Raw genomic sequence first — 24,807 nt, 5'->3', positions numbered from 1 at the left:
CCGACTGAGCTACCCCAGCATTTTATGCTGGCCTTTACAGGCTTTTTATCCTTGCCAAGCGGGCGATGGGAATCGAACCCACGTATCAAGCTTGGAAGGCTAGTGTTCTACCATTGAACTACGCCCGCGCAAGGCATTACTTTATTATATCAAAAAATATACAATTACAAAAGGGTTTTAGTCAAAAACCCCGCGAAAAACGGCCCCCAGTCGGGAGCCTTTGTTTTATTATACAAAAAAGAAATATATTTAGCAATAGAAAAACCCGGCCGCTCGGGCCGGGCTAAAAATGGAGGGAGGCCTTGTCCCCTACAAGAGGCGTACCCAAAAACGGGCGATAGTGGCACTCCCATATGGCTAGTATAGCGGAAAAGCGTAAAAAATCAAGGCCCAATTTTATACTTTTTTATTTTTATTTCCTAAATTTGAAATTTTTTGCTATAATAATTAGGTCTTACCGATTTAGATGTTACGGTGCGGTGGCCAAGTGGTAAGGCGTGAGTCTGCAAAACTCATATTCGCGGGTTCGATTCCCGCCCGCACCTTACGATTTGAACCCTGCGTTTAAAGATAACGCAGGGTTATTTTTTGCCAAAAAATAGTTTTCTAAAAAATTAACTTCTTTTTATCCTTACTTTTTGTGCCGACAAAAAGTAAGCAAAAATTCTTCTCTTCTTTTTCTCGTGGGAGAAAAAGAACCAAAAAGACCAGCGGGTCAACGCCCATAAAAGGCAGTAACGGCGGGTATTTTTACAACTCGCCTTAACAGGCTCAAACAAGTAAAAATACTCCTCCGCCTTATACGCCTTTTATAAACGGGCAAGACCCGCTCAACAACAGCCCAAATTATCGGTTTAAATAACATTAATCACTACCATAAGAAAGCCCCCGCTTAGGGTTGGTAAGCGGGGGTTGGCTGTTTTCCTGTAAGGATTAATCTTCTTCCGGCACTTCGGGCAAAATTTCCGTTTTGCTCTTATCTTCCGGATAAGGAATCCCCTTAAAAGTATAGTTGAACCAATCGCCCAGTTCGTCCATTAAAATATAGGTAACCGGGGTCATCAATAGCGTAACAAGCAGCGAGAGCGCCTGCCCGCCCACGATAACAATCGCCAAACTGCGGCGCTGGTCGGCGCCTTCGCCGTTGGAGAAGATCATCGGGGCCACACCCATAATCAAGGTGAGCGTCGTCATCAAGATAGGGCGCAAGCGCACGCGGTTGGCCTGCAAGATAGCGTCCGTACGGCCATAGCCGCGGGCACGCAGTTGGTTGGTGTAATCGGTCTGTAAAATAGCGTTCTTACTGACTACGCCGATTAACATAAAGATACCCAACAAACTGTACAAGTTAAGCGACTGCCCCGTTAAGAACAAGGACAGCACCGCAAACGGCAGCGTAAGCGGCAAGGAAACAATAATCGCCACCGGGTGCGTATAACTTTCAAACTGCGCGGCCAAAATCATATATTTAAAGAAGAACGCCAAGACGAACGCGAGCAAGAACGAGGAGAACATCTTGGTCATTTCTTCGGACATACCCGTTACGCCGCCCGAATATTCCGCGCCTGCGTTCAGACGGTGGAAGATATCGTTCATAATCGCCAAGGCGGAGCGCGTATCAATGCCGTTCAAGTTGGCCTGCACGGTTACCTGACGCTGGCGGTTCTGGCGGTCAATTTGGCTGGGGCCGGTACCTTCTTCAATATAGGCCACGCTGTCCAAACGCTGAATCGTATCCTGTCCGTTGATTTTGCCGGGCACCATCAAAGCGGAAATGGCTTCCTTGGTGTCGCGGTATTCCTCGGCCACGCGGACGCGCACGTCATACAAGTCGTCGCCTTCCTTGTATTTGGTGATGTCGTCTTCGCCGCCTACCATTGTGCGTAAAGCGGACGCAATGGACGAAATCTTAACGCCCAAGTTCTGCGCTTTTTCGCGGTTGATGACTACGCGGTATTCCGGCTTGGACAAGTCCAGCGAAGTATCCACGTCAATAAAGCGCGGGTCCTTGGATAATTGCTGTACCATTGCCTGGCTGTATTCGCTTAACTTATTGATATCCGGGCCGGAAATAACGAATTCCAATTCGTACGAGCCGGAGGACGGCGTTTCGCTGACTACATAAGAGTTGCTCTTTAACCCTTTGTATTTCTTCATCATTTCGCGGATAGCGTTCAAATATTCTTTGGTCGTTACGCCGCCGCGTTCTGTGCGCCCGTCCAATTCCACGCGGATATACCCTTTGTTGGAAGGGTTAGAGGACACGAAACTGCTGGAAGACACACCGGCCGCCACCAAGGTGTCTTTGATGTGCGGCAAGCGGCGGATATCCTTTTCAATCTGCTTTAAGATATCTTGCGTATCGGTGTAACTGGTGCCCACCGGGGCTTCAATGCTGACCTGTACTTTACCGCTGTCGTCCGTAGGCATAAATTCCCCGCCTACGCGCGCCAACATCGGCACCAACAACACCAAGCACAAGCACGCCAAGGAAACCATAATTTTGCGGTGGTGGATAGACCAATCCAAAAGCGGGATATACCAATCCACCAATTTTTTATTGACGCCGTCAACAAAGTTATCCAGTTTAGTTTTCCTTTCCTGCTTTAACATCTTGGCGCAGAGCATAGGCGTCAGCGTCAAGGCCACCACACCGGAGAGCGCGATAGCGAACACCACCGTCATACCGTAACTGCTTACCACACGGCCTACGATACCGTCCATATACGCCAAAGGCAGGAAGATTACCAAAATAGACAGCGTCGTCGCCACTACGGTAGAGGTGATTTCGTGCGAACCGTCAATAGCCGCCACTTTCGGGCTTTTGCCGTACTTTTCCATATGGCGGAAGATGTTTTCCAACATTACGATAGCGTCGTCAATTACGATACCTACGGCTACCAGCAAGCCCAAAAGCGTCATCGTATCAATCGTAAACCCGGCCATATTCATAAAGATGAACGAACCGATAATGGAAATCGGCATAGCTAGGAACGAAATGAACGTAGAGCGCAAAGAGCCCATAAAGAAGAACACCATAATACCGGCTAAAATACCACCCAGAATAATGTGTTCCAACACGCTGTGCACAGAGGCACGGATATTGCCCGACTGGTCCATCATTAAGGAAATGGAAATATCAGAGGGAAGCGTGGGTTTAATTTTTTCCAACTTATCTTTTACACCCTGCACAACAGCCAAGGTGTTGGTGCCGGACTGCTTGGTGATTTCCAGCGTTACGGCACGGCGTTTGTTTAAGAACGTGGATTCGCGTTCGTATTCGCCGGAGTCTTCGGCATAGCCGATATCGGCAATTTTAATAGAAGCGCCGTTGCGGTTGGCAATAAAAATATCGTTGAAGGACGGCACATCCGGGATACGGCCCAAAATACGCAGCGTAAATTCCTGGTGCTGCTGTTCCACACGGCCGCCCGGGATTTCTACGTTCTGGTCAGCCAACGCGGCGGAAACGTCGCTAATGGGCAAGTTCAAAGAAAACAGTTTGAGCGGGTTGACCGTGATATGGATTTCGCGTTCGCGGCCCCCTACAATGTTCACGGCCCCTACGCCGCGGATGTTTTCAATGTTTTCTTTTACCTTCTTTTTGGCAATTTCCGTCAGTTCTACAATGTCGCGGTCGCCGGACACCACCACGTTTAATACGGCGATGGAGTCCATATCCAACTTTTGCACCACGGGGGCTTCGGTGCCGTCCGGAAGGTCGTTTTTAATGAGTTCCACTTTATCGCGCACTTCCTGGGCGGCTACGTCGCCGTCTTTATCCATTAAGAACTTAATGCTTACCAAGGAGGCGCCTTCCATACTCTGGGATTTGATTTCATCAATCCCTTCCACCTGGTTGACGGATTCTTCAATAATCTTGGTAACGGAAGTTTCAATTTCTTCCGGGCTGGCGCCGGCCAAGGTGGTCTGCACCAACACATACGGCACGTCCACGTTCGGGAACATACCCACGCCCATACTGGAATAGGACATTAACCCGATGACCACAATAGCCAAGCACATCATAATAGTGGCTACCGGGCGACGGATGAAGACGGCGGTAAAGCCGCCCTTCTTCATTTTCTCCTTTTCCAGCGTTTGGGACGCTTGTAAATTGTTGTTATTTTCAGCCATACTTAATTATTTTTCCAATTCAATTTTGCTGCCGTCTTTCAAACCATAGGTAAACGTAAGCACCTGCTCACCCACGGAAAGGCCTTCGCTCACTTCCAAGTGGTTGCTGTTGATAAAGCCCGTCTTTACGTTTCTGCGTACGGCGGTTTTGCCGTCTGCGGACGGAACAAACACATACGTTTCGTTCGTTTCTTCATCCGTGTAAACGCTCTGTTTGGAAACGGAAACAGCGTTCGCTTTTTCGGACAACGTAATATCCACCTTGGCAAACATACCCGACTTCAACAAACCTTTGGTGTTATCGGCGTAAAATTCCACGGCTACCGCGCGGCTGGTGGAGTCCACCACCGGGCTGATAATCGTCAGTTTGGCTTCAAATTCTTTGCCGGGCAACGCGTCCACGCGCAAGGTGGCGGGCTGGCCCTTGTAAATTTCGCCAATGTAGCGTTCCGGGATATCCACCGCTACGCGCACTTTTTCCTGGTTTACCACCAAGGCAATCGGCGTAGAAACCGTTACGTTTGCACCCGGGTCCAAATACACGCGGCCGACTACGCCCGTAATAGTGGACGGCACGACCACCGGCTCATACACGGCGCCTACTTCGTCGCGCTCAATTAAAGAAACGGTCTGGTTCTTTTTGACCGAGTCGCCTTCGCGCAAGACGTTTTTAAGCAATTTGCCGTTTACACGCGGAAAGAGCGTCGCTTCTTCCAACGCCTTGATGCTGCCGGACATTAACAGTTCGTGTTTCAAAGTGCGTTTTTGCACGGTTTCTTGTTTCACCAAGAAAACATCCTTGGCCACGCCGTCTAACGGACCGGACGTTTTGGGTTTAAAAATGACCACCAAGGCCAAAATAAAAGCCAGGGCCACTACCCCCCATATAATTCTTCTTTTAGTTCTTCTTTTCATACAAATTTACCTCTACACCTACGGCGAATTTCAAATCGGAAAGGGCAATCGCCCCGTCATACACGGCCTGCACATATTGCAAGTCGGAATCGTTTACGTTGGAAATAGCGTCATTTACTTCCAACTGGCTCGTAAGGCCTGCGCGGTAACGCTTCATTTGCGAGTTCAAGTTTTCCCGGGCCTGTTCCACTACGCCCTTGGTGGCCTCAATGCGGGAGCGGGCTTCTTCCAAATTCAGCCACGCTTCTTTGACTTGGATGCGCACGTTCTTCATTTTGTTTTGGTACGCCGCTACTGCCTGCTCGTAGGCGAGTTCCTTTTGCGCCACTTGCGAGGATACTTTAAACCCTTCAAACAGCGGTACGCTCAGCGTTACACCCGCGGAACTGGACCAATAATAATCTTGCTTGTGCTGCGGGAAACCGTTGTCGGTTACGCCGTTATAGGTATAGTTGCCATTTAACGCCAGCACCGGCATATGGCCCGCACGCGCAATTTTAATATTGTAATGCGCCGCGTCCACAGCCAATTTGGAGAGTTTTAATTCCGGGCGTTTTTCCATCGCCATATTGTATAACTCATCCAAGGACGGCGTTTGCGGCAACTCTAAATCCTTTTGCGTCCAGGTTAAATAAATGCGGTCTTCCGGGTCGCGGTTTAGAATTTGGCGCAAATACAGGTTGCCCAGTTCAAAGTTCTTTTTGGCCTGCAAAACCGTAGGTTCAATGTTTTCCACCTTTACCTTTTGGGTCAGCACGTCCAAACTGCTGGCAAGGCCCTGCTTGTATTTGGCCTGGGCTTCGTCCAAGTGCTGTTTGGCAATATCCAAATATTCCTCTTGCACGCGGATTAAAGCGGCGGCATAAATAATGTCGTAGCAAAAAACCACCACCTGCTTGGTAACGGTATCCTGCACGTGGCGCAAGTTAAAAAGCCCCTGCTCCGCACCCACTTTGGCCAAATTGACCGAGTTGCGGATTTGTCCGCCCGCCCACAATACATAAGAGGCGTTCAGCCCAGCCTGATAGGTGTTATTCTGGCCGATTTCAATGCTTTGGGAGCCCATAATAATCTTGCCCTTTTTAAGAGCGCGGCTATACGAAGCATCCAACGACAAAGACGGGTAGTAATCCGAACGCGACTGCGAGAGTTGCTTTTCGTAGATTTCCTTCGTCTTTTGCGCATCAATGATTTGGTAACTGTCCGAGAGCGCCATCCGAATTGCGTCGGAAATGGTGATTTTCTCCCCCCCTACCTCTTCACGTTCGGCAAACAAACTGTTTGCCGCTTTGCCCGGGGCAGCCCCCAGGCACGCAGGCGCATATGCTGCCATAAGCGCGAGTATTACCCATTTTTTCATATGTTTTATTTTGTTTCCTTATAGTATGCTTGAATACCAAGTAAAATGATTTTTACCAACCGTTCTACGGTTTGCTGGTTGAAGGCGCCCCCGCGGTAGGCGGCGGGATTGATGTGCTGCGTTAAATACGCGCTGAACATAATCTCCGCCGAAATGCCCGACACCAAGCGGACAATATCCGCCACGCTGCCGGCCGGGAGTTTGCCTTTTTTCTCTTCCCGCGTTAAGGTTTCCGCCAGCATATCCTGTACGCAAGGCTTTTCCTTAGTAGGAAGTTGCTTCGGGTCCACATCCAAGGTATAAGAAATCATCTGTAAGACAAATTTGGAGTGAACCGGGTCCTTGGCAAAAAAATCCAAGTGGGATTTTAACCCTTCGTTCAATATTTCCGCCGGGCCGCTGGCGTGTTCGGACACGCGGTCCAACAGTTTGCTGAACAGTTGCTCGTGGTCCTCAATAATACTGCGGCACAAATCTTCTTTATTTTTAAAGTAATAATAAAGCACAGGCTTGGTTACGTTTACCTTTTCGGCAATTTCGCGCATAGACACTTTGTCTAAACCCTTTTCCGCCATCAGGTGGAACGCCGCCTGCTTAATGGCCGCACGCATACGGTTTTCCCGTTCGGATTTATCTGTTTTTTCGGTCTCTTGTTTTTTCATAGGATTATTCAAATAATTTTACTTACCGGTCGGTAATATTTTACCAAATATTGCTAATCCCTGTACATATGTAAACGCACTTGCCGCCTAAATTATTGCATATAAAACAAAAGAGCCCCGGCAAAACCGGGGCCCGGTATAGGAATAAGCCTCTTTTAAAACAGCAGGGCAATCCCCCACACAAAAAACACAGTCAGCAGTCCCACCGCCACCAACACGGGCACAAAGGCAAACAGCCAAGCCGTTAAGGCTTTGCCCGCATTAAGGCCGCACAGGCGCATTAAGGAGCGCGTTAAATACCCCAGTTGCAGGCCCAATACCAAGAGCAGCGCAAACGGAGCCAACAGGCCAAGCCCGGCACCGGGCACAGCCGCGGAAATAAGCGCAAACGCCACCAGTAAGCCCTTGATAAATCCGGCGGAGCCAATCAGCACAAACAACCCGGCAGGCGAGGATTTGATATGTTTAAAATCCAAAAACAGCCCGCACAGGGAAGCGATAAAATAGCCCGCTGTCAGTTCCGCAATAAATACCACGAGTAACTTTAACAGCAAGACTACCGGGCTGATACCGTCGCCAATGTTAAAGAACAGCACCCACCCCAGCGTAGCCGCAAAGTAGCCCATACACGCACGGGAAAGCGAGCGTTCCTCGGCCAGTTGGGTAATGGCGCCGGACGGGTCGTCCATATACTTAAAATAAGATTTAAGCAAGTTCATATTAGTTCACCCACAAGTAGGACACGCTCGGCGTAGCCAGCGTTTGCAACTGTTTGGCAAGCGTTTGGTTTTCCATAGACGAGCCAAATGAGAAAATAAGTTCACGCAGTCCGTCCGGGCGGGACGTAATGACCTTGGGGTCTTTGATACCGGCCAATTCACCCGCCAGCAACCGGGCGTCTTCTTCGCCGCCCAATTTATCCACAAAGCCCAAATTATACGCCCGCTGACCCGTAAAGACGCGTCCGTCGGTGTATTCGGTTAAATCCTCGGGTTTTACATTGGGGCGGCCCGCTTTTACCGCCGCAAAAAACTGCGTATAGGTATCGTTTACCATATCCTGCAAAATGGCTTTTTCGGCGTCGCTCATCGGGCGGAAGGAGGAACCCATATCCTTGTATTTGCCCGAGGTAATCGGGGTAACCTTTACGCCGATTTTGTCAAACAAGCCTTCTACGTTGCTCGTTTGCATAATCACGCCCACGGAGCCCGTAATCGTGCCGGGTTCCGCCACGATTTTGTCCGCCGCCATAGCAATATAAAAACCGCCGCTGGCCGCCACATCGCGGAACAGGGCTACGACTTTCTTTTTCTCTTTGGCCTTTAAAATTTCGCTGTAAATGTTCTGTACGGAAGCCACCGTGCCGCCGGGGGAATTGATATCCAGTACAATGGCTTGGACGTTGTCGTCCTGCCCGGCCTCGCGGATTTTTTTAGCGATAGACGACGCGCCGGACGGGCGGGAAAACGCAGAGGAATTATTGTCCTGCGCAATCACGCCGCGGACCTTAATCCAGGCAATGCCCTTTTCCCCTTTGGCGCGCGAAAAGGCCGCCGCTAATTTAGAGGTTCCTTCCTCTTTTTCCGCCGCTTTGGCAGGTGCGCATTTGGCCACGGGTTTAACCGTTAAATATACCCCGCACACCGCAGAAACGGCAAAAACGGCGAGCAACAACACCGCCCAAATGCCGTGCACCGCGTGTTTATCCGCGGGCTTTTTTTCGTTCGGCTCTTGCGGGAGCGGAAACTCCGTTAAGGCCGTTTTTTCGTTTTCCAATAACTTCTTTTCCCACTCTTCTTTGGGCAGGCTGATATCCGTATTAGTTTGGTTTGCTTTATCGTTTTCTGGCATAAAATATCCTTTTATTAAAATTGTTACTTAATTATACAAATTAAATTGCTAAAATATGGGCAGTTCTTCCCGCGCGGGGAATAGATTAGGAGGCGTTATGTTTACCGGAGTTTACACCGCACTTGCCACCCCCTTCAATAACCAGGGGCAAGTGGATTATCCCGTTTTAGAGCGTTTAATTCAGGCGCAACTAGATGCCCAAGTAGCCGGATTTGTATTGCTGGGCACCACGGCCGAAGCCGCTACATTGTCAGCCACCGAAAAGGCCGAAATCTTACGCTTTTGCACTCCGCGCATAAAGGGCCGCGCCAAAATTATTATCGGCACGGGCACCAATAATACCGCTTCCACTTTGCAAAATACCCGCGAGGCGCTTGCGTTTGAGCCCGACGGCGTGCTAGTGGTTACACCGTATTACAATAAACCCAACCCCAGCGGCCTGATTGCCCACTACAAGCAAGTGGGCGCCTTGGGCGCGCCTATTATCTTATATCACATCCCGGGCCGGACGGGGTTAAAACTCTCCGCCGCCACCTTGGACAGATTACTTAGCGAAGTGCCGCAAATTGTGGGCGTAAAGGAATCCGACTATGATATGGCGCACGTTACCGATACCGCCGTTAAATACAGCGGCAAATTAAGTTACCTCTGCGGCAACGACGATTTATTTCCGCAGTATTTGGCGCTTAACGCCGCGGGCATTATCAGCGCGGCGGCCAATGTGTTCGCACCCGCCTTTGTGCAAATTTACAACCGCTTTCAGGCGGGTCAGCCCAAAGAAGCCTTTGCCTTGTTTGCGCAACTTTATCCGCTTATAAAGGTCTGCTATTTGGAAACGAACCCCACTTGCGTAAAGTATATGCTTTCCAAAATCGGGTTCGGCACGGAAGCGGTACGCTTGCCGCTGGGGGAAGTTTCCGCCGAAAACAAGCAAAAAATAGACCGTTTGTTGCAAACGGCGGACAAAAATTTATTTATTAAATAAGGATTTTTATGAAGACCGTTGGAATTATCGGCATTAACGGGATGGTCGGGCAGAAGATGCTCGCCGAACTTAAAAAGATTAAAACCCCCATTGAAATTAAAACCTTTGGGCGCGCGGACGAAATCACGCCCCTGGATATTGCCATTTTGTGTACGGATAACCCTGTTAGCAAAGAACTGGCCCCCAAAATCAAGGACCGCGTGAAATATACGGTAGATATGTCGTCCGAGTTCCGTATGACGCCGGGCGTGCCGCTTCTCATCCCAGAGATTAACCCGCAGGACATTACGGCTGACACCCGCTTAATAGCCAGTCCCAACTGTACAACCACCGGGCTGGTGATGAGTTTGGCCCCGCTTAAACCGTTCTATCATTTTGAGGAAGTCTTTTTTTGCTCCTATCAGGCCATTAGCGGCGGGGGCAAAAAACTGTTGGACGATTTCCACACCCCGGGCTCGTATTACGCCAACAACTGCGTGCCGCTTATCGGCTCTGTCCAGCCGAACGGACACACATCCGAGGAGTTAAAGGGCTTATATGAATCGCGCAAGATTTTGGGCTTGCCCGCCTTAAAGGTGTATTGCCACACGGTGCGCGCGTCCGTAGAAAATTCCCACTCGCTGGGCGTTACCGTAAAGGCCCAGGAACCCTTTAACCTCGCCCAAGTAAAAAAATTGTGGAACGCATTTCCTAATTTAAAATACAGCGAAGGCGTCATTACGCCCAAGGAAGCCAGCGGCCAGGAAACCACCTACATTTGCCGTCTGCGCCAAGATGTAGAGGAGCCCAACGTAATTCACTATTTTGTAACCTTTGACAATTTATTAAAAGGGGCCGCAATGAACGGCCGCCAAATTGCAGAACTATTATTGGAGCGTTTTGTATGAAGAAAGTTTTATTAAACGGAGCGGACGGCAAAATGGGCAAGGCCATTGCCCGCCTGATTGAAGCCAACCCCCAATGGGGGCTCACCGTATCCGTCAAGCGCGAAAGCGGGCAAAAGGTAATTGGCGATTTTGATATTGTAATTGACTTTTCTACCCCGCAAGGTGCGCAGGAAGCCTTTACAATTGCGCATAAGCACCGCCGCCCCTTTTTAACGGGCACTACCAACTTGCCGGAAACCTTTTTGTTCCAAATGCAGGCAGAGGAAAAAATACCTGTTTTTTACGCGCCAAACGTCAGTTTAAGCGTGTATTTCTTTACGGAACTGGTGCGTCTGGCGGGCAAAATGTTCCCGCAGTATGCGGCCGCCCTGCACGAAATCCACCATATCCACAAAAACGATGCCCCCAGCGGCACCGCAAAAACCTTGGCCGACGCAATCGGCCTGCCCTATTCCGCCGTTACCTATGAACGGATTGGCGAAACAGTCGGCACGCACACGGCTAAGTTTGTTTCCCCTTTTGATGAAATTACGCTCACGCACACGGCCAAAAACCGAGACTTATTCGCAGAATCTGCTATACAGGTTGCCCTGTGGCTAATGAAGCGCGAGAGCGGGTTTTACACAATGTCGGACTATGCAAAATTTAAATTGAAGGAAAAACGCAAATGAAAATTCACTTCGTAGGTATTGGCGGCGTAGGGATGAGCGCCTTAGCGCAACTGCACGCAATGGGCAAGGACCAAGTAACCGGGTCCGACCGTTTAATCAGCAAAGGTTATACCGATATGGCCCTGTGGGGATATCTTAAAAAGTTGGGCATCCAACTCTTCCCGCAGGACGGAAGCGGCATTGACCACAAAACCGATTTGGTTATTTTATCCTCGGCTATTGAAGACACCAACCCCGAACTTATCAAGGCCAAGGCCTTGGGCATCCCCACGATGCACCGCTCGGAACTGCTTGCCAAGCACGTGGCCGAACACCGCACGATTGCCGTCTCCGGCACCAGCGGCAAAAGCACCACTACCGCTATGGTCTATGATATTTTGGCCTTTGCGGGGTTAAGCCCGTCCGTCATTACGGGGGCATCCATTTTGTCCTTGCAAAAGGAACAGGGCGTCTTCGGCAACGTATATAAGGGCGAGAGCGATATTTTAATTATTGAGGCCGACGAAAGCGACGGTTCTATCGTTAAATACCATCCTCATTTGGGCCTGTGCCTTAATTTGCAAAAGGACCACAAGGAAATAAACATTTTACAGGGATATTTTAAGGAGTTTATCTCCCATTGTAAAACCGCGATCATTAACGCCGAGGAAGAAAACCTGCGCGTGCTGGCCCCGCAAGCGAAGACCTTCGGGCTTTCTATGGGGGATGTGCACCCGAGCGAAATCAAGGCCGACGGCTTCGGCTCTGACTTTGTAATTCAAGGACAACCCTTCCGTCTGCATATTCCGGGCGTGCACAATGTATGCAACGCCACCGCCGCAGTGGCCGCGGCCCTGCAAATGGGCGTAGATTTGGACACCTGCGCCAAGGCGTTAAACAAATTCGCCGGGATTGCCCGCCGCTTTGCAAGCGTAGGCAGTTACAACAAAATTGAGGTGGTGGACGATTTCGCCCACAACCCGCACAAATTAGCCGCCACCATTGAAGCGGCGCACCTGCGCGGCAAACGCGTCTTGGCCTTTTACCAGCCCCACGCATTCACCTCTATCAAAATGCTGGCGGCGGACTTTGTGGATAGTTTCGCTAATCACATCGGCCCCAGCGACCACCTGTGGCTGACCGAGGTGTATTACCCGGGCGGAACCGTGCCACAGGGCGTTTCCTGCCGGACGATTTTTGAGGGCTTGAAGGCGCGCGGCACCAATGTAAGTTACGACGACTGCCGCGAACGCATTTTGCAAGAAATGGCCGGCGCGGCCCAACCGGGCGATATTTTACTGGTGTTAGGGGCACGAGACCCCACCTTGACGGACTTTGCCCACAAGTTGTTGGCCTCTTTAAAGGAACGCCAGCCGGCGGCCTCGTGCAAAACCTGTATGCTGGGCAACTGCTGTATGGCATACACCAAATAACCTTGCCGCAATATGAAAAGCCGCCCCAGAGTAAAAACTGCTCCGGGGCGGTTTTATCTAAACAAATCTAATTTAATTAAAGCGGTTCATCGCTTTTTCTATACCGTCTTTAAAAAATATTTCCAGCGCTTCCACCGCGTGGTTTAACGCTTCTTCCAACAAGGGGGCATCCGCCTTGGGGAAATTAGACAGCACAAAATTGGCCAAATCAAACTTTTCGGGCTTCGGCCCAATGCCCACACGCAGCCGGGCAATATCCTGCGTGCCCAACTGCTCAATAACGCTCTTCATACCCTTCTGTCCGCCCGCAGAACCGTTTTTGCGGATACGCAACTTGCCCACATTTAGCGATACATCGTCAAAGCAGACCAGGCAATTTTGCGGCGGAATTTTGTAGAACCGGGCCAGGCTGGATACAGCCCGACCCGATTCGTTCATATAAGTGGATGGTTTGAGGAGAAAGACCTCGCACCCGGCCACGGAGACCTTGGCATACACTCCCAGATTCTGCCAGGCTTTCCACTCGGCGCCCCATTGGCGTGCGGCGTGGTCCAACACCATAAATCCGGCGTTGTGCCGCGTATGCTCGTATTGGGTTCCAGGGTTGCCCAGCCCAGCCAGGAGGTATTGCATAGGTTATTTCTTCGCGGCGTCCTTGGCAGGGGCGGCGGCAGCGTTCTTGGTGAGGTTGCCTTCTTCGTCCTTTTTGCCCTTGGTAGAAGAACTTTCCGGCTGCGCAGCAGCGGCATCGGCCGCCACAGGAGCAGGGGCTTCTTCTTCTTTCGGAATCATCAAGTGCACGACTGGGGCTTCCGGATCGGTCAAGAGTTCAACGCCTTCCGGCAATTTCACTTCGCCCGCAACAATACCTTTGTTGATGGTCATCGGCGTAATATCAAGCACGATTTCGTGCGGGATAGCGCTTACCAAAGCGCGGACTTCAATTTCGCGCATAATGTGTTCAATGATAGCGCCATAGTTGGCCACATCGGCGGGCGTACCTTCCAGTTTGAGCGGAACGATAACGTCCATTTTGTCCTTCATACTAACGCGCTGAAAATCGGCGTGAATCGGGTTGTCGGTTACGGCGTGGTATTGGATTTCCTTCACCAAGGCAAGTTCGTTTTCTTTGCCCAAGGCGATTTCCACCAGCGTGTTTTTACCGGCTTTTACGATTTTATCCAAATCTTTTACGGTTACGGTTACGCTAACAGGTTCTTTATGACCGCCGTAGATTACGGCCGGTACTTTCTTTTCGGCTCTGATTTTAGAAAGAGCCCCTTTAACGCCGATACCTTCGCGGGATTCGGCAGCAATATTTACTTTTTCCATTTGTTTCCTCCAAAGTATTTACAAAATTTTAGTTAAACATATCGCTGATAGAGCGGCCATCGTGGTTGCGTTTAATGGCGTCCGCCAGCAAGTACGAAACGGACAATACGTCCACTTTCGGGCCCAGGTCGCGGATAGGCAACGAGTCGGAAATGATTAACTTTTTGATATCGGACTTGTTAATCTTTTCCATAGCGTTGCGGGAGAGCAACCCGTGCGTGCAGACGGCGTAAATTTCACGCGCGCCGCGTTCTTTGATTTTTTGGGCTACGGTGGTCAGCGTGCCGGCCGTATCCACGATATCATCAAAAATAATCGCCACTTTGTCCTTCACATCGCCGATGACGTTGTACACCACGGCTTCGTTCGGTTTCGGGCGGCGTTTATCAATAATTACCAACCCCGCGTCCATACGGGCCGCAAACTTGCGGGCGCGTTCCACGCCGCCCACATCGGGGGAGATAACCACGATATCTTTTTTATCAAAATCTTTAAAATAATCCAAAAATACTTTGCGGGCGCGCAGGTGGTCCACCGGGATATCAAAGAACCCCTGAATTTGGCCTGCGTGCAAATCCACCGTCATAATGCGGTCCGCCCCGGCCTTGGTAATTAAGTTAGAAGCCAGTTTGGCCGTAATCGGCACACGCGGCGAGGCCTTGCGGTCCGCGCGGGCATAACCGAAGTACGGGATTACCGCGGTAATTTTCCCCGCGCTGGCGCGCTTGAACGCGTCAATCATAATGAGGAGTTCCATCAAATTTTCGTTGACGGGCGGGCAGGTGGGCTGAATAATATAGCAGTCGTGCGCGCGCACGCTTTCCAAAATCTGCACGTCAATTTCGCCGTCGGCGAAACGTTCCACGCGCAACTTTCCCATCTCCATATTCAGGTGATTGCAAATCTTTTGGGCTAGGGCAATGTTGGAATTGCCGGAGAAGATTCTCAAATCGCCGTTTACGCTTTTAGTCATTTTTTTTGATACCTTTGTTTTCTAGAACAACCTGGCGCGAGCGGGCAATAGCCAAGGATTCCGCCGGAACCTCTTTGGTTATGGTTGAACCCGCGCCGATTTTTGTATATTCGTGCACCGTTACCGGCGCCACAAAATTCACGTTGGAGCCCACAAAAGCGTGGTCCCCGATGACGGTTTGATGTTTATTTTTACCATCGTAATTGCAGGTAATGGTTCCCGCACCGATGTTCACACCCGCGCCCATTTGGGTATCGCCGATGTAACTTAAATGGTTGACCTTGGAACCTTCCCCAATGACAGATTTTTTAATTTCCGAAAAATTTCCGACCTTCGCGCCCTTCTTTAAAACAGATTTCGGGCGCAAGTGGGCGTACGGCCCCAACTGGCAGGATTCGGCCACTTCGGACTCTTCAATATACGTTCCCATTTTCAGGGTTACGTTGTCGCCGATGACGGAATCTTTAATATATACGTTTCCCTCAATCGTGCAGTTTTTGCCGATAACCGTTTTGCCGCAAATATAGCAGCCGGGGCAAATGAACGTATCCACGCCGATTTTTACGCCCGGGTCAATAAATACCTCGTGCGGGCGGCCCAGCGTTACGCCTTCGTCCATTAATTCTTGGGCGACGCGGTCGCGCATAATCTGTTCGGCTTCGGCCAGTTGCGCCTTGCTGTTTACGCCAAGCGCTTCGCGGTAATCCGTCCCGGCAAACACTAAAACGGGCTTTTGCATCGCTTTAATCAAGGCCAAGGTGTCGGTTAAATAGTATTCCTGCTTCGGCCCTTGGGGCGTTAATTGGATAAGCGCGGCTTGCAGGGCCTTGGAATTAAAAACATACATACCGCTGTTAATTTCGGTAATCTTCTTGGTGTCTGCGTCCGCGTCGGCTTCCTCTACGATTTTTTCAAAGGAGGCATCCTCCGCGCGGATAATGCGCCCGTACCCCGTGGGGTTCGGCACATTTACGCCCAAAACCAAGGCGCCCATTTCGCCGCCTTCAAATACATCGGCCATATGGGCAAGCGTTTTGGCTTTTAAGAGCGGCGTATCGCCGTTTAACACCATTACGGTTTCAAATTTTTGCAAGAGAGGTACGGCGGCTTTTACAGCGGAAGCGGAGCCGGATAAATCCGTTTGCGGGATAAACACCACCGGGGCGGTAATGCCCCACTCGGTAAGCCCGGCCTTAACGGCGGCAACCACTTCATCGGCCCCGTGGCCGACCACAATACCAATAGCGGCAGGACCCAATTCCTGGGCCGCCTTTAAAATATGTGCAAGTATCGGGATTCCGCAAACCAGGTGAAGCGGTTTGGGAAGAGGAGATTTCATCCGGGTGCCCTTTCCGGCCGCCAAGATGAGTACACACAGATTTTTTTTGGCTACCATTTTGTTTAACTCTTGCCTAAAAAGAATCTAACTTGTTTAAAAACAAATTATATATATATTATATCAAAATCCAGCCACCAGTCCAAGCGCGGTATTTTAATATAATCCTGCCTTAGGCCCGGGCATTACTTTATTTTACCATTTTTGCGGGGCCGTTACTGGCCGGGACCGCCTCTTTCAAAAGTGTTAAAAATTTCCCAGATAGCCGGCTCATCACGCGTCCCCGCTTCCACACCAAATAATACACCACCGGCAGCGCAGGCGCCAACGGCACAAAGCATAAGCCGTTTTGCTCCACTTGGGCATTGAGCGTGAGAGCACAACCCAGACCTTTTTTTACGAGCGACATAGCGTTGCCGTATATTAAGTTATAGGAAGCGGTAATTTGTAAATCTTTAACGGGTTTGCCCAACCACGCGGCCAAGCGTTCACGCAAGGAAGCCCGCTGGTGCATAATCAAGCGAACTTGGGCAAGGTCATCCGGGCGGATAACTTTTTTCTGCGCCAAGGGGTTATCCCCCCGCATCAGCACGCCCCAATAATTCTGCCCGGGAAGCACAAGGCTTTCATAACGGAGCGGGTCCGGCGGTTCTATCAGTACGCCAAAATCCAGTACACCGTGCTCTACCCGCTCCAACACGTCCTCGGCGCTCCCGCTGAAAAAATACAGACTAACACCCGGATACTGCCGGGCCAACCGGGCAGCCGCTCCGGCCACTTGTGCCGACGCTCCGCCACCTACCGCCAGTTCCCCGGCAAGTTGCTCCGCCGAGGAGGATACTTCCCTCCCGGCTTTTTCCACTAAGGCTAAAATTTCCTCCGCCCGTTTGCGTAACAAACCCCCGCGTTCCGTAAGCGTAATCTTCCGCTTGCCCCTTACCAGTAACTGTTGCCCTAACTCCTGTTCCAAATCCATTAACCGCCTAGATAGCGCGGGCTGGGAAATATGCGCGGCTTCCGCGGCGCGGGTAATGTTTTCCTCTCGGCTGACAGCCAAAAAATAGCGCAAATCTTGTATGTCCATAAAAGCCCCCTTCTGGCATTACCATAATTTTAGCATATAATAATCCATTTAATATAAGTATTGGACATATATATTTCAAAAGCCCTACAATATAAGTATGAAAACACACAAAATTTTAATGACCAGGGGTAATATTTGGAAGGAACTTATCCTTTTTTCGCTACCGCTTTTGGCGGGGAACCTGCTCCAACAACTCTACAATGTGGCGGATTCCGTCATCGTGGGCAATGCGCTGGGAAAAAACGCGTTGGCCGCCGTAGGGGCGGGGACCTTTTTAATCAATTTTCTAATTGCGTTTAGTATGGGCATTGCCGCCGGGGCAGGGGTAGTAGTGGCGCAAAAAGCCGGGGCGCAGAATAAAAAAGCCCTGCAAGAAACGGTACACACGGCCTTAGGACTATCGGCTTTTTTGGGAACAATGCTGACGGTAACGGGAATATTTTTTAGTCCGCGTATCTTATCTTGGATGAACACCCCCTTGGAAATTATGTCTGATTCCACCTTCTACCTGCGTATTTATTCGGGCGGGCTTGTGTTCAGTGTACTATACAATATGGCCGCCGGGATTTTAATGGCGGTAGGCGATTCCGTACGTCCGCTTCTGTATTTAGCCGTGGCAGCGGCCGTAAATATCGTTTTAGACTTGCTATTTATATTAGGGCTTCATTTTGGGGTTGCCGGGGCGGCCTTTGCCACAGATATCAGCCAAGCCTTGACCTGCCTGTTAGTCTTCCGTTTTTTACTGGGAACAAAAGAAGACTACCGCTTCCAATGGTCGCTTTGGCACCTCCACAAGGGAACAATGGCAGATATTGTACGCATCGGCCTGCCCACGGGGTTGCAAAACACTTTAATTTCACTCTCCAATGTGTTTGTGCAAACGGCGGTCAACGGTTTTGGCGTCGCCGCGGTGGCGGGCTTTGGCGCGTATATGAAGATTGACGGGTTTAACATTTTGCCCGTATTAAGTTTGGCGCTGGCGGTTTCCGCCTTTGCCGGGCAAAATTACGGGGCCGGGCAAACGCTCCGCATCAAAAAGGGCATAAAAATCACGTTGTGTTTGGGGATGCTGTATTGCTTAACTGCCTCAGCCGTACTCATCGGGTTTGCGCGCCCGATTATCCGCATTTTTACCACAGATGAAGAAGCCTTGGCCTATGGCATATTGGCCCTAAAATACATTTGCACTATTTATTTTATGGTAGGGATAATGCAAATTTTGGCGGGAGCCCTGTGCGGCATAGGCAAGGCCGTGGCCCCAATGCTGATTTTGCTGTTTTCGCTTTGTCTGTTCCGCATTGGCTGGATACATTGGGCCGTGCCGCTGTTCCACTCGTTGGATGGCGTGCTGTGGCTCTACCCGATATCCTTTGTGCTGGGGATGATCCTAATGGCGCTGTATGCGTGGTTTGCAATGCGCCTCGCAGTAAAAAACAGCCCGGCAAAACAAATTACCGGGCCGTTATTACCACCTATTTTTTACGCTTTCAAAGGACTTTTGCAACGCACAGCGGGCCTTCGGCGCGGGTGATTTGCACGCGCACAAGGCCGTGGACGGGGGTTGACGTTTCCAGCACGACAGGCTGAAAATTGGACGTAATGCCGTGCGGGCGGCCGTCCTTATGCTCCTCCACAAACACTTCTTGCTCCGTGCCCACCAAAGAGGCGGCAAAGTTGGCGCGCAATTCTTTATCCAGCGCGCGCAAGGCCTCCGCGCGGCGCTTGATTTCCTCGTGCGGCAGTTGCTTTAAGGCCGCCGCGGGCGTGCCCGGGCGCGGGGAATAACTAAAAACGTGGAGCCCCGCCAACTTTACCTGTTTAATAAAGGCGTAAGTGGCTTCAAAATCCGCTTCCGTTTCGGTGGGATATCCGGCTATAACATCTGCAAAAATGCCCATTTGCGGCACGCGGGAGCGCAACTCCTGCACCTTGGCCGCATAGGCGGCGGTGTCGTAATGGCGGTTCATATCTTTTAGCACCTTATCGCACCCGGCCTGCAAAGGCAAGTGGAAATAATTGCAAAAGCGGGAGGGATATTCGTGCATCATTTCTATCACGCCGTCCGTAACCGTTTGGAGTTCAATGGACGAAAACCGCACGCGGAAATGGCCCTTCATTTGGGCAATCTGTCGGCAGAGTTCAGCCAAATCGGCCCCTGTTTGCGGGCATTTGTAATTGCCAATGTTAATACCCGTCAAAACCACCTCGGCAAAGCCCTTCTTTTCCAAAGCGTCAATTTCTTTGAGCACATCGTTTAAGGGTTTTGAGCGTTTTACGGGGCGGGCATACGGCACAATACAATAGGAACAAAAGCAGTCGCACCCGTCTTGGATTTTGATAAACGCGCGGCTGTGGCCCTCGTGGCCGGAAACCGTCCAGCACACATCGTCCGTATGGAACAAAACCTTGCCCAAGTCATACTTGCCCACAATTTCCGCCTGCGGGAAGTTCTTATGCACTTCGTCCGCGTGCGCGGCGGCATAGCACCCCGTCAGCACAAGGCGTGTATGCGGGTTGCGGCGCAAGATTTGGCGGATTTGTTTTTCCACATCCTTATCAGCCTGGTGTGTAACCGTGCAGGTATTGAGCACGCAAATATCGGCGGTTTCAAAGGAGTCCGCGGGGGTAGCACCGGAGTTTAAAAACTGCTCCAAAATGGCTTGGCTTTCCACTTGGTTTACGCGGCAGCCAAAGGTTTTAATAAAAAAAGTGGTCATAAAAGTTTAGCGGCCACCGCAATGCAGGCCGTTTCTGCGCGCAAGATATTTACCCCCAGCGTAACCGGGAGCACATTGTATTGGGCGGCTACGACGATTTCCTCGTCCGTCCACCCGCCAGCAGGCCCCACAAACACACGCAAGCGCTTGGGGTTGCCCAATTTTTCAAGCCCCCATTGCAGGGTATGCGTTTCCTCGGCCTCGTAAGCAATTAAAGAAGGAATTTCCTGCACCAAGGCCGCCGGGAACTTAACGGGCGGCAGAATTTCGGGAACAAAGGGAGTGTCGCATTGTTTACAGGCGGCAATCATAATTTGGTGCCAGCGGTCGTTTTTACCGTCCCACTTTTTGAGCACGTCGTACTCACTGCGCTCCGTCATAATCGGGCGGAAGGCGGCTACGCCTAATTGCGTGCCTTTATCCAACACTTCCTCCAAGCCCGTGCGGGAATTGGGCGCGAAGCAAAGTTCCAGTTCCAAGGGCACGCGGCGGACCTCACACGGTTTTAACAGCGTTCCGCGGATAAACTTTTTTTGTACGCGGTCTATGCGGGCCATAAACTGCTTGCCCGTTCCGTCAAAAACGCGGATTTCGTCGCCCTCTTTATGACGGGCGACGGCGGACGCGTGGTGTGCTTCGGCGTCGGTTAAAAAAAATTCGGTTTCTTTGATATCGGCAAAATACTGCGGCATAGGGATATTTTACAAAAAAAGGGGAACCTTTCGGGTTCCCCTTTTAAGCGGTTATACTGCTAGATTATTTATCAACGACTTCCGCTTCTACTACGTCGTCTTTCCCGCCGTTGTTGGCGGCACCGGCTTGCGCACCGGCATTGGCGCCCGCTTGGGCTCCGGCCTGTTGGGCCTGGGCACCGGCGTTAGCCTGCTGCGATTTGTACATCGCTTCGCCGAGTTTCTGGCTGACTTGCAAGGCCGCATCGGTGGCCGCTTTCATTTTGGCGGCATCTTCGCCCTTCAAGGCATCGCGCAAGTCATTTAAAGCGCGGTCAATGGCCAAGCGGTCTTCCTGGGACACTTTATCACCGTATTCCTTCAAGGCCTTTTCGGTCTGATAGAGCACGCTGTCGCCTTGGTTTTTGGCTTCAATGACTTCTTTGTGCTTTTTATCTTCGTCGGCGAATTTCTCCGCATCCTTGACGAATTTTTCCACTTCGGCATCGCTGAGTTTGTTCGGCGAACTGATGGTAATATGCTGTTCCTTGTTGGTGCCCAAGTCTTTGGCGGATACGTTCAAGATACCGTTGGCATCAATATCAAACGTAACTTCAATCTGAGGCACGCCACGAGGAGCTGGCGGAATACCGTCCAAGTCAAATTTGCCCAGCGGTACGTTGTCTTTGGCCATCGGGCGTTCACCCTGCAAGACGTTAATGGTTACAGCCGGCTGGTTGTCGCTGGCGGTAGAGAAGATCTGCGTCTTGCGCACCGGGATCGTAGTGTTGCGTTCAATCAAGCGAGTGCATACGCCACCCAAGGTTTCCAAACCCAAGGACAAGGGCGTAACATCCAACAAGAGGACGTCTTTCACGTCGCCCGTCAAAATACCGGCCTGTACAGCCGCACCGATTGCCACGCATTCCATCGGGTCAATGCCGCGTTCAATCTTTTTGCCGACCAAGTCTTCCACATATTTTTGCACAATCGGCATACGGGTCGGACCACCGACCAAAATGATGCGGTCAATTTGAGAGGCGGTCAATTTGGCGTCGCTCAAAGCCTGTTCCACAGACTTACCGCAGCGTTTTACAATGTCGTCCACCAAACTTTCCAGTTTAGCGCGGGAGAGCGTCAAAGCGAGGTGTTTGGGGCCGGTTGCATCGGCGGAGATGTAAGGCAAGTTGATGTCCGTTTCCATAGTGGTGGACAATTCAATCTTGGCTTTTTCGGCCGCGTCTTTCAAGCGTTGTTGCGCTTGGATGTCTTTGGACAAATCAATACCCGTTTGTTTGCGGAATTCGTCTTCCATCCACTTAATAACCGCGTTATCCATATCCGTACCGCCCAAGTGCGTATCACCAGAGGTAGCGAGTACGTCAAACGTGCCTTCTTTACCCATTTCCATAATGGTTACATCCAAGGTACCGCCGCCCAAGTCAAACACCATTACTTTTTGTTCTTTACCGGCCTTATCAATACCAAAGGCCAAGGCGGCAGCCGTCGGTTCGTTTACGAGGCGCACTACATCCAAGCCCGCGATGCGGCCCGCATCTTTGGTGGCCTGACGTTGGTTATCGTTAAAGTACGCAGGTACCGTGATGACGGCCTTTTCCACAGGTTCGCCCAAGAAGGCTTCGGCGTCTTTTTTAACTTTCTGCAATACAAATGCGGACAACTGTTGCGGCGTAAATTCCTGACCGTGCAAATTATATTTATAGTTTTCACCCATTTTGCGTTTGAACGCGGTTACGGTGCCATCCGGGTTGGCGATGGCCTGGCGGCGGGCGGGTTCACCCACGAGGCGCTGGCCGTCCTTCGTAAACGCTACATAAGACGGAAACGCTTTACCGCCGATAGAACTGCCTTCGGCAGACGGAATAATCGTACCTCTGCCACCTTCCATTACCGCAGCGGCGGTGTTAGAAGTACCCAAGTCAATACCAATAATCTTAGCCATATATGTGTTTCTCCTTACAAAGTTTATTAATTAAATTGTTTTCAAACGGACCGGCGGATTAATCTTCCGCGTGCTGGCCGACAATCACCCGCGCCGGGCGCAGGACTTTGCCGTCCATCGTAAAGCCCATTTGTACTTCCTGCAACACGAGACCGTCTTGGTCCCCGGAGGAAGGAATCATCGCCACTACTTCCTGTGTGGCGGGGTCGTAAGGTTTATCAAGCACATCCATATGCTCAATGCCTTCGGCCTTAAATGCTTTTTCCATTTCGCCAAACACCATTTTCAGGCCCGTTTTAACGGCTTTTAGTTCGGCGGACATTTGACCTTCTTCTTCCTTTTTGTCCATCTCCACTAACTGGCGCAACAACACTTCGTACGAAGGGAGCAACTTCTCGGCAAATTCCTTTTTACCATATGCCAAGAAGGAAGCCTTTTCGCGCTCGGTGCGTTTGCGGAAGTTTTCAAAATCTGCGCTTAAACGCACATATCTGTCATAATAGTCAGGCTTTTGTTCTGCGGCAGGAGTTTCCTGCGCGGCTTCGGCGCTACAAGGCTGCTCTTGCTGCGGAACTTCTTTTTTTATTTCAGCGTGTTCGTGTTCACTATGTTTTTCGTGCTTACTCATAATTTTCTTCCCCGGAGGGCAATGCTGTCCAACTCTTCATAGATGTTTCCAACAAACTGCCAATAAAGTTTACCAACGACATCACCCGCGTATATTCCATATGTTTCGGCCCGATGATGCCCAGCATACCCACCGTTTTGTCTCCCACGCGGCAGGCGGATGAAACGATACTTAAATTTTTAAGTTCTTTCAGTTCGTTCTCGCTGCCGATACTGACATTTAATTTTTGTTTGGATTTCTCCATATCCGTCATTTTCTCGCTAAGCAGCGAGGAAAAACGTTCGCGCTCTTCTACTACGCGCATCATTTGCTTCAAATCTTCGTAATCGTCTTCGGTTGTGTTTTCCAGCAGCCGGCCGATGCCTTCCACATACAACTCGTTCGCTCCCGTTTGGGGACGTTCCATATCCTTTAATACCTGCGTGGCCAAATCGGCTACGCCTGCAATTTCCGGGTGGTCGCTGTGGATATGATGCCAAAGCACCTTGCGCGCCTCGGCCAAGGTCCGCCCCGAAATCTCGCCGTTGATAAAGCGGCTGAGTACACGCAAGCGGGCAGGCTCTATTACATACGCCGTGCGAACCGGCCAATGGCGTACGGCCCCGGACTGGGTAACCAAAACGGCTAACATCATACCGGGCGCCAACGGAATAAAATCAAGCCGCTGGATACGCTGGTCATCCACGTGGGCGGTATATACAAACCCCGCCGCGCCGGAGAGCATCGCCAACAGGCGCGAAGTCTGCACCAGCATATTGTCCACTTCGTTTACGCGCTCATCATATTGTTCTTCAATGCGTTGGCGTTCGCGGGCGGCCATTTGCTGTACGCTGGCCAGGTAGTCCACATAATAGCGGTAGGCTTTATCCGTAGGAATACGTCCGCCGGAAGTATGCGGCTGGTAAAGATACCCTTCTTCTTCCAGTTCCTTCATAATATTACGAATCGTTGCGCTGGATACATCTTGCAGCGCACCGTCCGCAATCATCTGCGAACCGACCGGGCGGCGGGTTTCCACAAACTGCTGGACCACCCACCTTAAAATCTTTTCTTTACGCGCTTTGGCAATTTCCGGTTTTAAAATTCTCATACGCTTAAACTTCCCGGGTTCTGGGAGTGTGTTTCGTTTTTTATTTTAGCACTCTTTGAACCTCTCTGCTATTATTATAGATAAAAAAGTCTTTTTTGTCAACCCCATTTTTTGAGTGCTAATTTTGAACTTT

At 50.7% G+C, this 24,807-nt stretch carries 21 protein-coding genes and 2 tRNA genes; 6 read left to right on the top strand and 17 right to left on the bottom strand.

All coding sequences use genetic code 11. The annotated features are described in order from the left end of the window. Positions 1-57: 57 nt before the first annotated feature. Positions 58-128, bottom strand: a tRNA-Gly gene (locus tag B2118_RS03255). Between the two features lie 345 nt (positions 129-473). On the opposite strand from B2118_RS03255, the gene B2118_RS03250 reads away from it, so the two are divergent. Then, a tRNA-Cys gene (locus B2118_RS03250) sits at positions 474-545 on the top strand. Between the two features lie 388 nt (positions 546-933). Here B2118_RS03250 and B2118_RS03245 read toward each other — a convergent pair. The 6 genes from B2118_RS03245 to sppA form a co-directional block, all read right to left on the bottom strand. Further along, positions 934-4,137 carry an efflux RND transporter permease subunit gene (locus B2118_RS03245; protein WP_428053279.1) on the bottom strand — a complete coding sequence of 1,068 codons (3,204 nt, stop codon included), beginning with the start codon at positions 4,135-4,137 and terminating at the stop codon, positions 934-936. Positions 4,138-4,143: 6 nt separating this feature from the next. Next, positions 4,144-5,052: an efflux RND transporter periplasmic adaptor subunit gene (locus B2118_RS03240; RefSeq protein WP_428053278.1), complete on the bottom strand. Its 909-nt coding sequence runs from the start codon at positions 5,050-5,052 to the stop codon at positions 4,144-4,146. Continuing rightward, the gene (locus tag B2118_RS03235; protein ID WP_428053277.1) at positions 5,036-6,412 is read right to left on the bottom strand and encodes a TolC family protein; all 1,377 of its coding nucleotides are present in this window, start codon (positions 6,410-6,412) and stop codon (positions 5,036-5,038) included. Before B2118_RS03235 ends, B2118_RS03240 begins: the two co-directional genes overlap by 17 nt. Positions 6,413-6,417: 5 nt before the next feature. Further along, a complete protein-coding gene (locus B2118_RS03230; RefSeq protein ID WP_428053276.1) occupies positions 6,418-7,074 on the bottom strand; it encodes a TetR/AcrR family transcriptional regulator in 657 nt (218 codons plus the stop codon). A 155-nt stretch (positions 7,075-7,229) separates the two neighbouring features. Next, complete coding sequence (locus B2118_RS03225) at positions 7,230-7,793, bottom strand: hypothetical protein (RefSeq protein ID WP_428053275.1); 564 nt, start codon at positions 7,791-7,793, stop codon at positions 7,230-7,232. 1 nt (position 7,794) lies between these two features. Next, the gene (gene sppA, locus B2118_RS03220) at positions 7,795-8,925 is read right to left on the bottom strand and encodes a signal peptide peptidase SppA (protein ID WP_428053274.1); all 1,131 of its coding nucleotides are present in this window, start codon (positions 8,923-8,925) and stop codon (positions 7,795-7,797) included. A gap of 97 nt (positions 8,926-9,022) precedes the next feature. On the opposite strand from sppA, the gene dapA reads away from it, so the two are divergent. From dapA to B2118_RS03200, 4 genes are read left to right on the top strand one after another with little or no spacing between them, the layout of a single operon-like run. After that, complete coding sequence (gene dapA / locus B2118_RS03215) at positions 9,023-9,910, top strand: 4-hydroxy-tetrahydrodipicolinate synthase (protein ID WP_428053273.1); 888 nt, start codon at positions 9,023-9,025, stop codon at positions 9,908-9,910. 8 nt (positions 9,911-9,918) lie between these two features. Further along, positions 9,919-10,797: an aspartate-semialdehyde dehydrogenase gene (locus tag B2118_RS03210; RefSeq protein WP_428053272.1), complete on the top strand. Its 879-nt coding sequence runs from the start codon at positions 9,919-9,921 to the stop codon at positions 10,795-10,797. Continuing rightward, positions 10,794-11,468, top strand: coding sequence for a 4-hydroxy-tetrahydrodipicolinate reductase (locus B2118_RS03205; RefSeq protein ID WP_428053271.1), 675 nt, complete (start codon positions 10,794-10,796; stop codon positions 11,466-11,468). The genes B2118_RS03210 and B2118_RS03205 overlap by 4 nt, the downstream gene beginning before the upstream one ends. Further along, entirely contained in the window at positions 11,465-12,880 is a 1,416-nt protein-coding gene (locus tag B2118_RS03200; protein ID WP_428053270.1) for a UDP-N-acetylmuramate--L-alanine ligase, read from the top strand. Before B2118_RS03205 ends, B2118_RS03200 begins: the two co-directional genes overlap by 4 nt. Before the next feature lie 72 nt (positions 12,881-12,952). On the opposite strand, the gene pth is transcribed toward B2118_RS03200, so the two are convergent. From pth to B2118_RS03175, 5 genes are all read right to left on the bottom strand, one after another. Beyond that, positions 12,953-13,513: an aminoacyl-tRNA hydrolase gene (pth, locus tag B2118_RS03195; protein ID WP_428053269.1), complete on the bottom strand. Its 561-nt coding sequence runs from the start codon at positions 13,511-13,513 to the stop codon at positions 12,953-12,955. Positions 13,514-13,516: 3 nt separating this feature from the next. Beyond that, a complete protein-coding gene (locus tag B2118_RS03190; RefSeq protein WP_428053268.1) occupies positions 13,517-14,212 on the bottom strand; it encodes a 50S ribosomal protein L25 in 696 nt (231 codons plus the stop codon). A 28-nt stretch (positions 14,213-14,240) separates the two neighbouring features. After that, the gene (locus B2118_RS03185) at positions 14,241-15,185 is read right to left on the bottom strand and encodes a ribose-phosphate diphosphokinase (RefSeq protein ID WP_428053267.1); all 945 of its coding nucleotides are present in this window, start codon (positions 15,183-15,185) and stop codon (positions 14,241-14,243) included. Next, the gene (gene glmU / locus B2118_RS03180) at positions 15,178-16,581 is read right to left on the bottom strand and encodes a bifunctional UDP-N-acetylglucosamine diphosphorylase/glucosamine-1-phosphate N-acetyltransferase GlmU (protein WP_428053266.1); all 1,404 of its coding nucleotides are present in this window, start codon (positions 16,579-16,581) and stop codon (positions 15,178-15,180) included. The genes B2118_RS03185 and glmU overlap by 8 nt, the downstream gene beginning before the upstream one ends. A gap of 130 nt (positions 16,582-16,711) precedes the next feature. After that, positions 16,712-17,605: a LysR family transcriptional regulator gene (locus B2118_RS03175; protein ID WP_428053265.1), complete on the bottom strand. Its 894-nt coding sequence runs from the start codon at positions 17,603-17,605 to the stop codon at positions 16,712-16,714. Between the two features lie 97 nt (positions 17,606-17,702). Here B2118_RS03175 and B2118_RS03170 point away from each other — a divergent pair, with 97 nt between their 5' ends. Continuing rightward, positions 17,703-19,136, top strand: coding sequence for an MATE family efflux transporter (locus B2118_RS03170; protein ID WP_428053264.1), 1,434 nt, complete (start codon positions 17,703-17,705; stop codon positions 19,134-19,136). Here B2118_RS03170 and mtaB read toward each other — a convergent pair. From mtaB to hrcA, 5 genes are all read right to left on the bottom strand, one after another. Further along, complete coding sequence (gene mtaB, locus B2118_RS03165; RefSeq protein ID WP_428053263.1) at positions 19,093-20,322, bottom strand: tRNA (N(6)-L-threonylcarbamoyladenosine(37)-C(2))-methylthiotransferase MtaB; 1,230 nt, start codon at positions 20,320-20,322, stop codon at positions 19,093-19,095. The two genes, B2118_RS03170 and mtaB, sit on opposite strands and share 44 nt — an antisense overlap. After that, positions 20,319-21,014 carry an RsmE family RNA methyltransferase gene (locus B2118_RS03160; RefSeq protein WP_428053262.1) on the bottom strand — a complete coding sequence of 232 codons (696 nt, stop codon included), beginning with the start codon at positions 21,012-21,014 and terminating at the stop codon, positions 20,319-20,321. The genes mtaB and B2118_RS03160 overlap by 4 nt, the downstream gene beginning before the upstream one ends. Before the next feature lie 64 nt (positions 21,015-21,078). Further along, complete coding sequence (gene dnaK, locus B2118_RS03155; RefSeq protein ID WP_428053261.1) at positions 21,079-22,956, bottom strand: molecular chaperone DnaK; 1,878 nt, start codon at positions 22,954-22,956, stop codon at positions 21,079-21,081. A 58-nt stretch (positions 22,957-23,014) separates the two neighbouring features. Beyond that, a complete protein-coding gene (locus B2118_RS03150) occupies positions 23,015-23,584 on the bottom strand; it encodes a nucleotide exchange factor GrpE (protein WP_428053260.1) in 570 nt (189 codons plus the stop codon). Further along, a complete protein-coding gene (gene hrcA, locus B2118_RS03145; RefSeq protein WP_428053259.1) occupies positions 23,577-24,674 on the bottom strand; it encodes a heat-inducible transcriptional repressor HrcA in 1,098 nt (365 codons plus the stop codon). Before hrcA ends, B2118_RS03150 begins: the two co-directional genes overlap by 8 nt. Positions 24,675-24,807: the final 133 nt, after the last annotated feature.

The organism is Candidatus Avelusimicrobium stercoris, assembly GCF_002437085.1.
Taxonomy (GTDB): domain Bacteria; phylum Elusimicrobiota; class Elusimicrobia; order Elusimicrobiales; family Elusimicrobiaceae; genus Avelusimicrobium; species Avelusimicrobium stercoris.
The sequence above is the reverse complement of the archived record's forward strand: the minus strand, read 5'-3'. Positions and strand labels throughout refer to the sequence as shown.

Coding starts and splice junctions, on each gene's coding strand:
- B2118_RS03245 (WP_428053279.1), bottom strand. CDS start 4,137: ATGGCTGAAAATAACAACAATTTACAAGCGTCCCAAACGCTGGAAAAG.
- B2118_RS03240 (WP_428053278.1), bottom strand. CDS start 5,052: ATGAAAAGAAGAACTAAAAGAAGAATTATATGGGGGGTAGTGGCCCTG.
- B2118_RS03235 (WP_428053277.1), bottom strand. CDS start 6,412: ATGAAAAAATGGGTAATACTCGCGCTTATGGCAGCATATGCGCCTGCG.
- B2118_RS03230 (WP_428053276.1), bottom strand. CDS start 7,074: ATGAAAAAACAAGAGACCGAAAAAACAGATAAATCCGAACGGGAAAAC.
- B2118_RS03225 (WP_428053275.1), bottom strand. CDS start 7,793: ATGAACTTGCTTAAATCTTATTTTAAGTATATGGACGACCCGTCCGGC.
- sppA (WP_428053274.1), bottom strand. CDS start 8,925: ATGCCAGAAAACGATAAAGCAAACCAAACTAATACGGATATCAGCCTG.
- dapA (WP_428053273.1), top strand. CDS start 9,023: ATGTTTACCGGAGTTTACACCGCACTTGCCACCCCCTTCAATAACCAG.
- B2118_RS03210 (WP_428053272.1), top strand. CDS start 9,919: ATGAAGACCGTTGGAATTATCGGCATTAACGGGATGGTCGGGCAGAAG.
- B2118_RS03205 (WP_428053271.1), top strand. CDS start 10,794: ATGAAGAAAGTTTTATTAAACGGAGCGGACGGCAAAATGGGCAAGGCC.
- B2118_RS03200 (WP_428053270.1), top strand. CDS start 11,465: ATGAAAATTCACTTCGTAGGTATTGGCGGCGTAGGGATGAGCGCCTTA.
- pth (WP_428053269.1), bottom strand. CDS start 13,513: ATGCAATACCTCCTGGCTGGGCTGGGCAACCCTGGAACCCAATACGAG.
- B2118_RS03190 (WP_428053268.1), bottom strand. CDS start 14,212: ATGGAAAAAGTAAATATTGCTGCCGAATCCCGCGAAGGTATCGGCGTT.
- B2118_RS03185 (WP_428053267.1), bottom strand. CDS start 15,185: ATGACTAAAAGCGTAAACGGCGATTTGAGAATCTTCTCCGGCAATTCC.
- glmU (WP_428053266.1), bottom strand. CDS start 16,581: ATGGTAGCCAAAAAAAATCTGTGTGTACTCATCTTGGCGGCCGGAAAG.
- B2118_RS03175 (WP_428053265.1), bottom strand. CDS start 17,605: ATGGACATACAAGATTTGCGCTATTTTTTGGCTGTCAGCCGAGAGGAA.
- B2118_RS03170 (WP_428053264.1), top strand. CDS start 17,703: ATGAAAACACACAAAATTTTAATGACCAGGGGTAATATTTGGAAGGAA.
- mtaB (WP_428053263.1), bottom strand. CDS start 20,322: ATGACCACTTTTTTTATTAAAACCTTTGGCTGCCGCGTAAACCAAGTG.
- B2118_RS03160 (WP_428053262.1), bottom strand. CDS start 21,014: ATGCCGCAGTATTTTGCCGATATCAAAGAAACCGAATTTTTTTTAACC.
- dnaK (WP_428053261.1), bottom strand. CDS start 22,956: ATGGCTAAGATTATTGGTATTGACTTGGGTACTTCTAACACCGCCGCT.
- B2118_RS03150 (WP_428053260.1), bottom strand. CDS start 23,584: ATGAGTAAGCACGAAAAACATAGTGAACACGAACACGCTGAAATAAAA.
- hrcA (WP_428053259.1), bottom strand. CDS start 24,674: ATGAGAATTTTAAAACCGGAAATTGCCAAAGCGCGTAAAGAAAAGATT.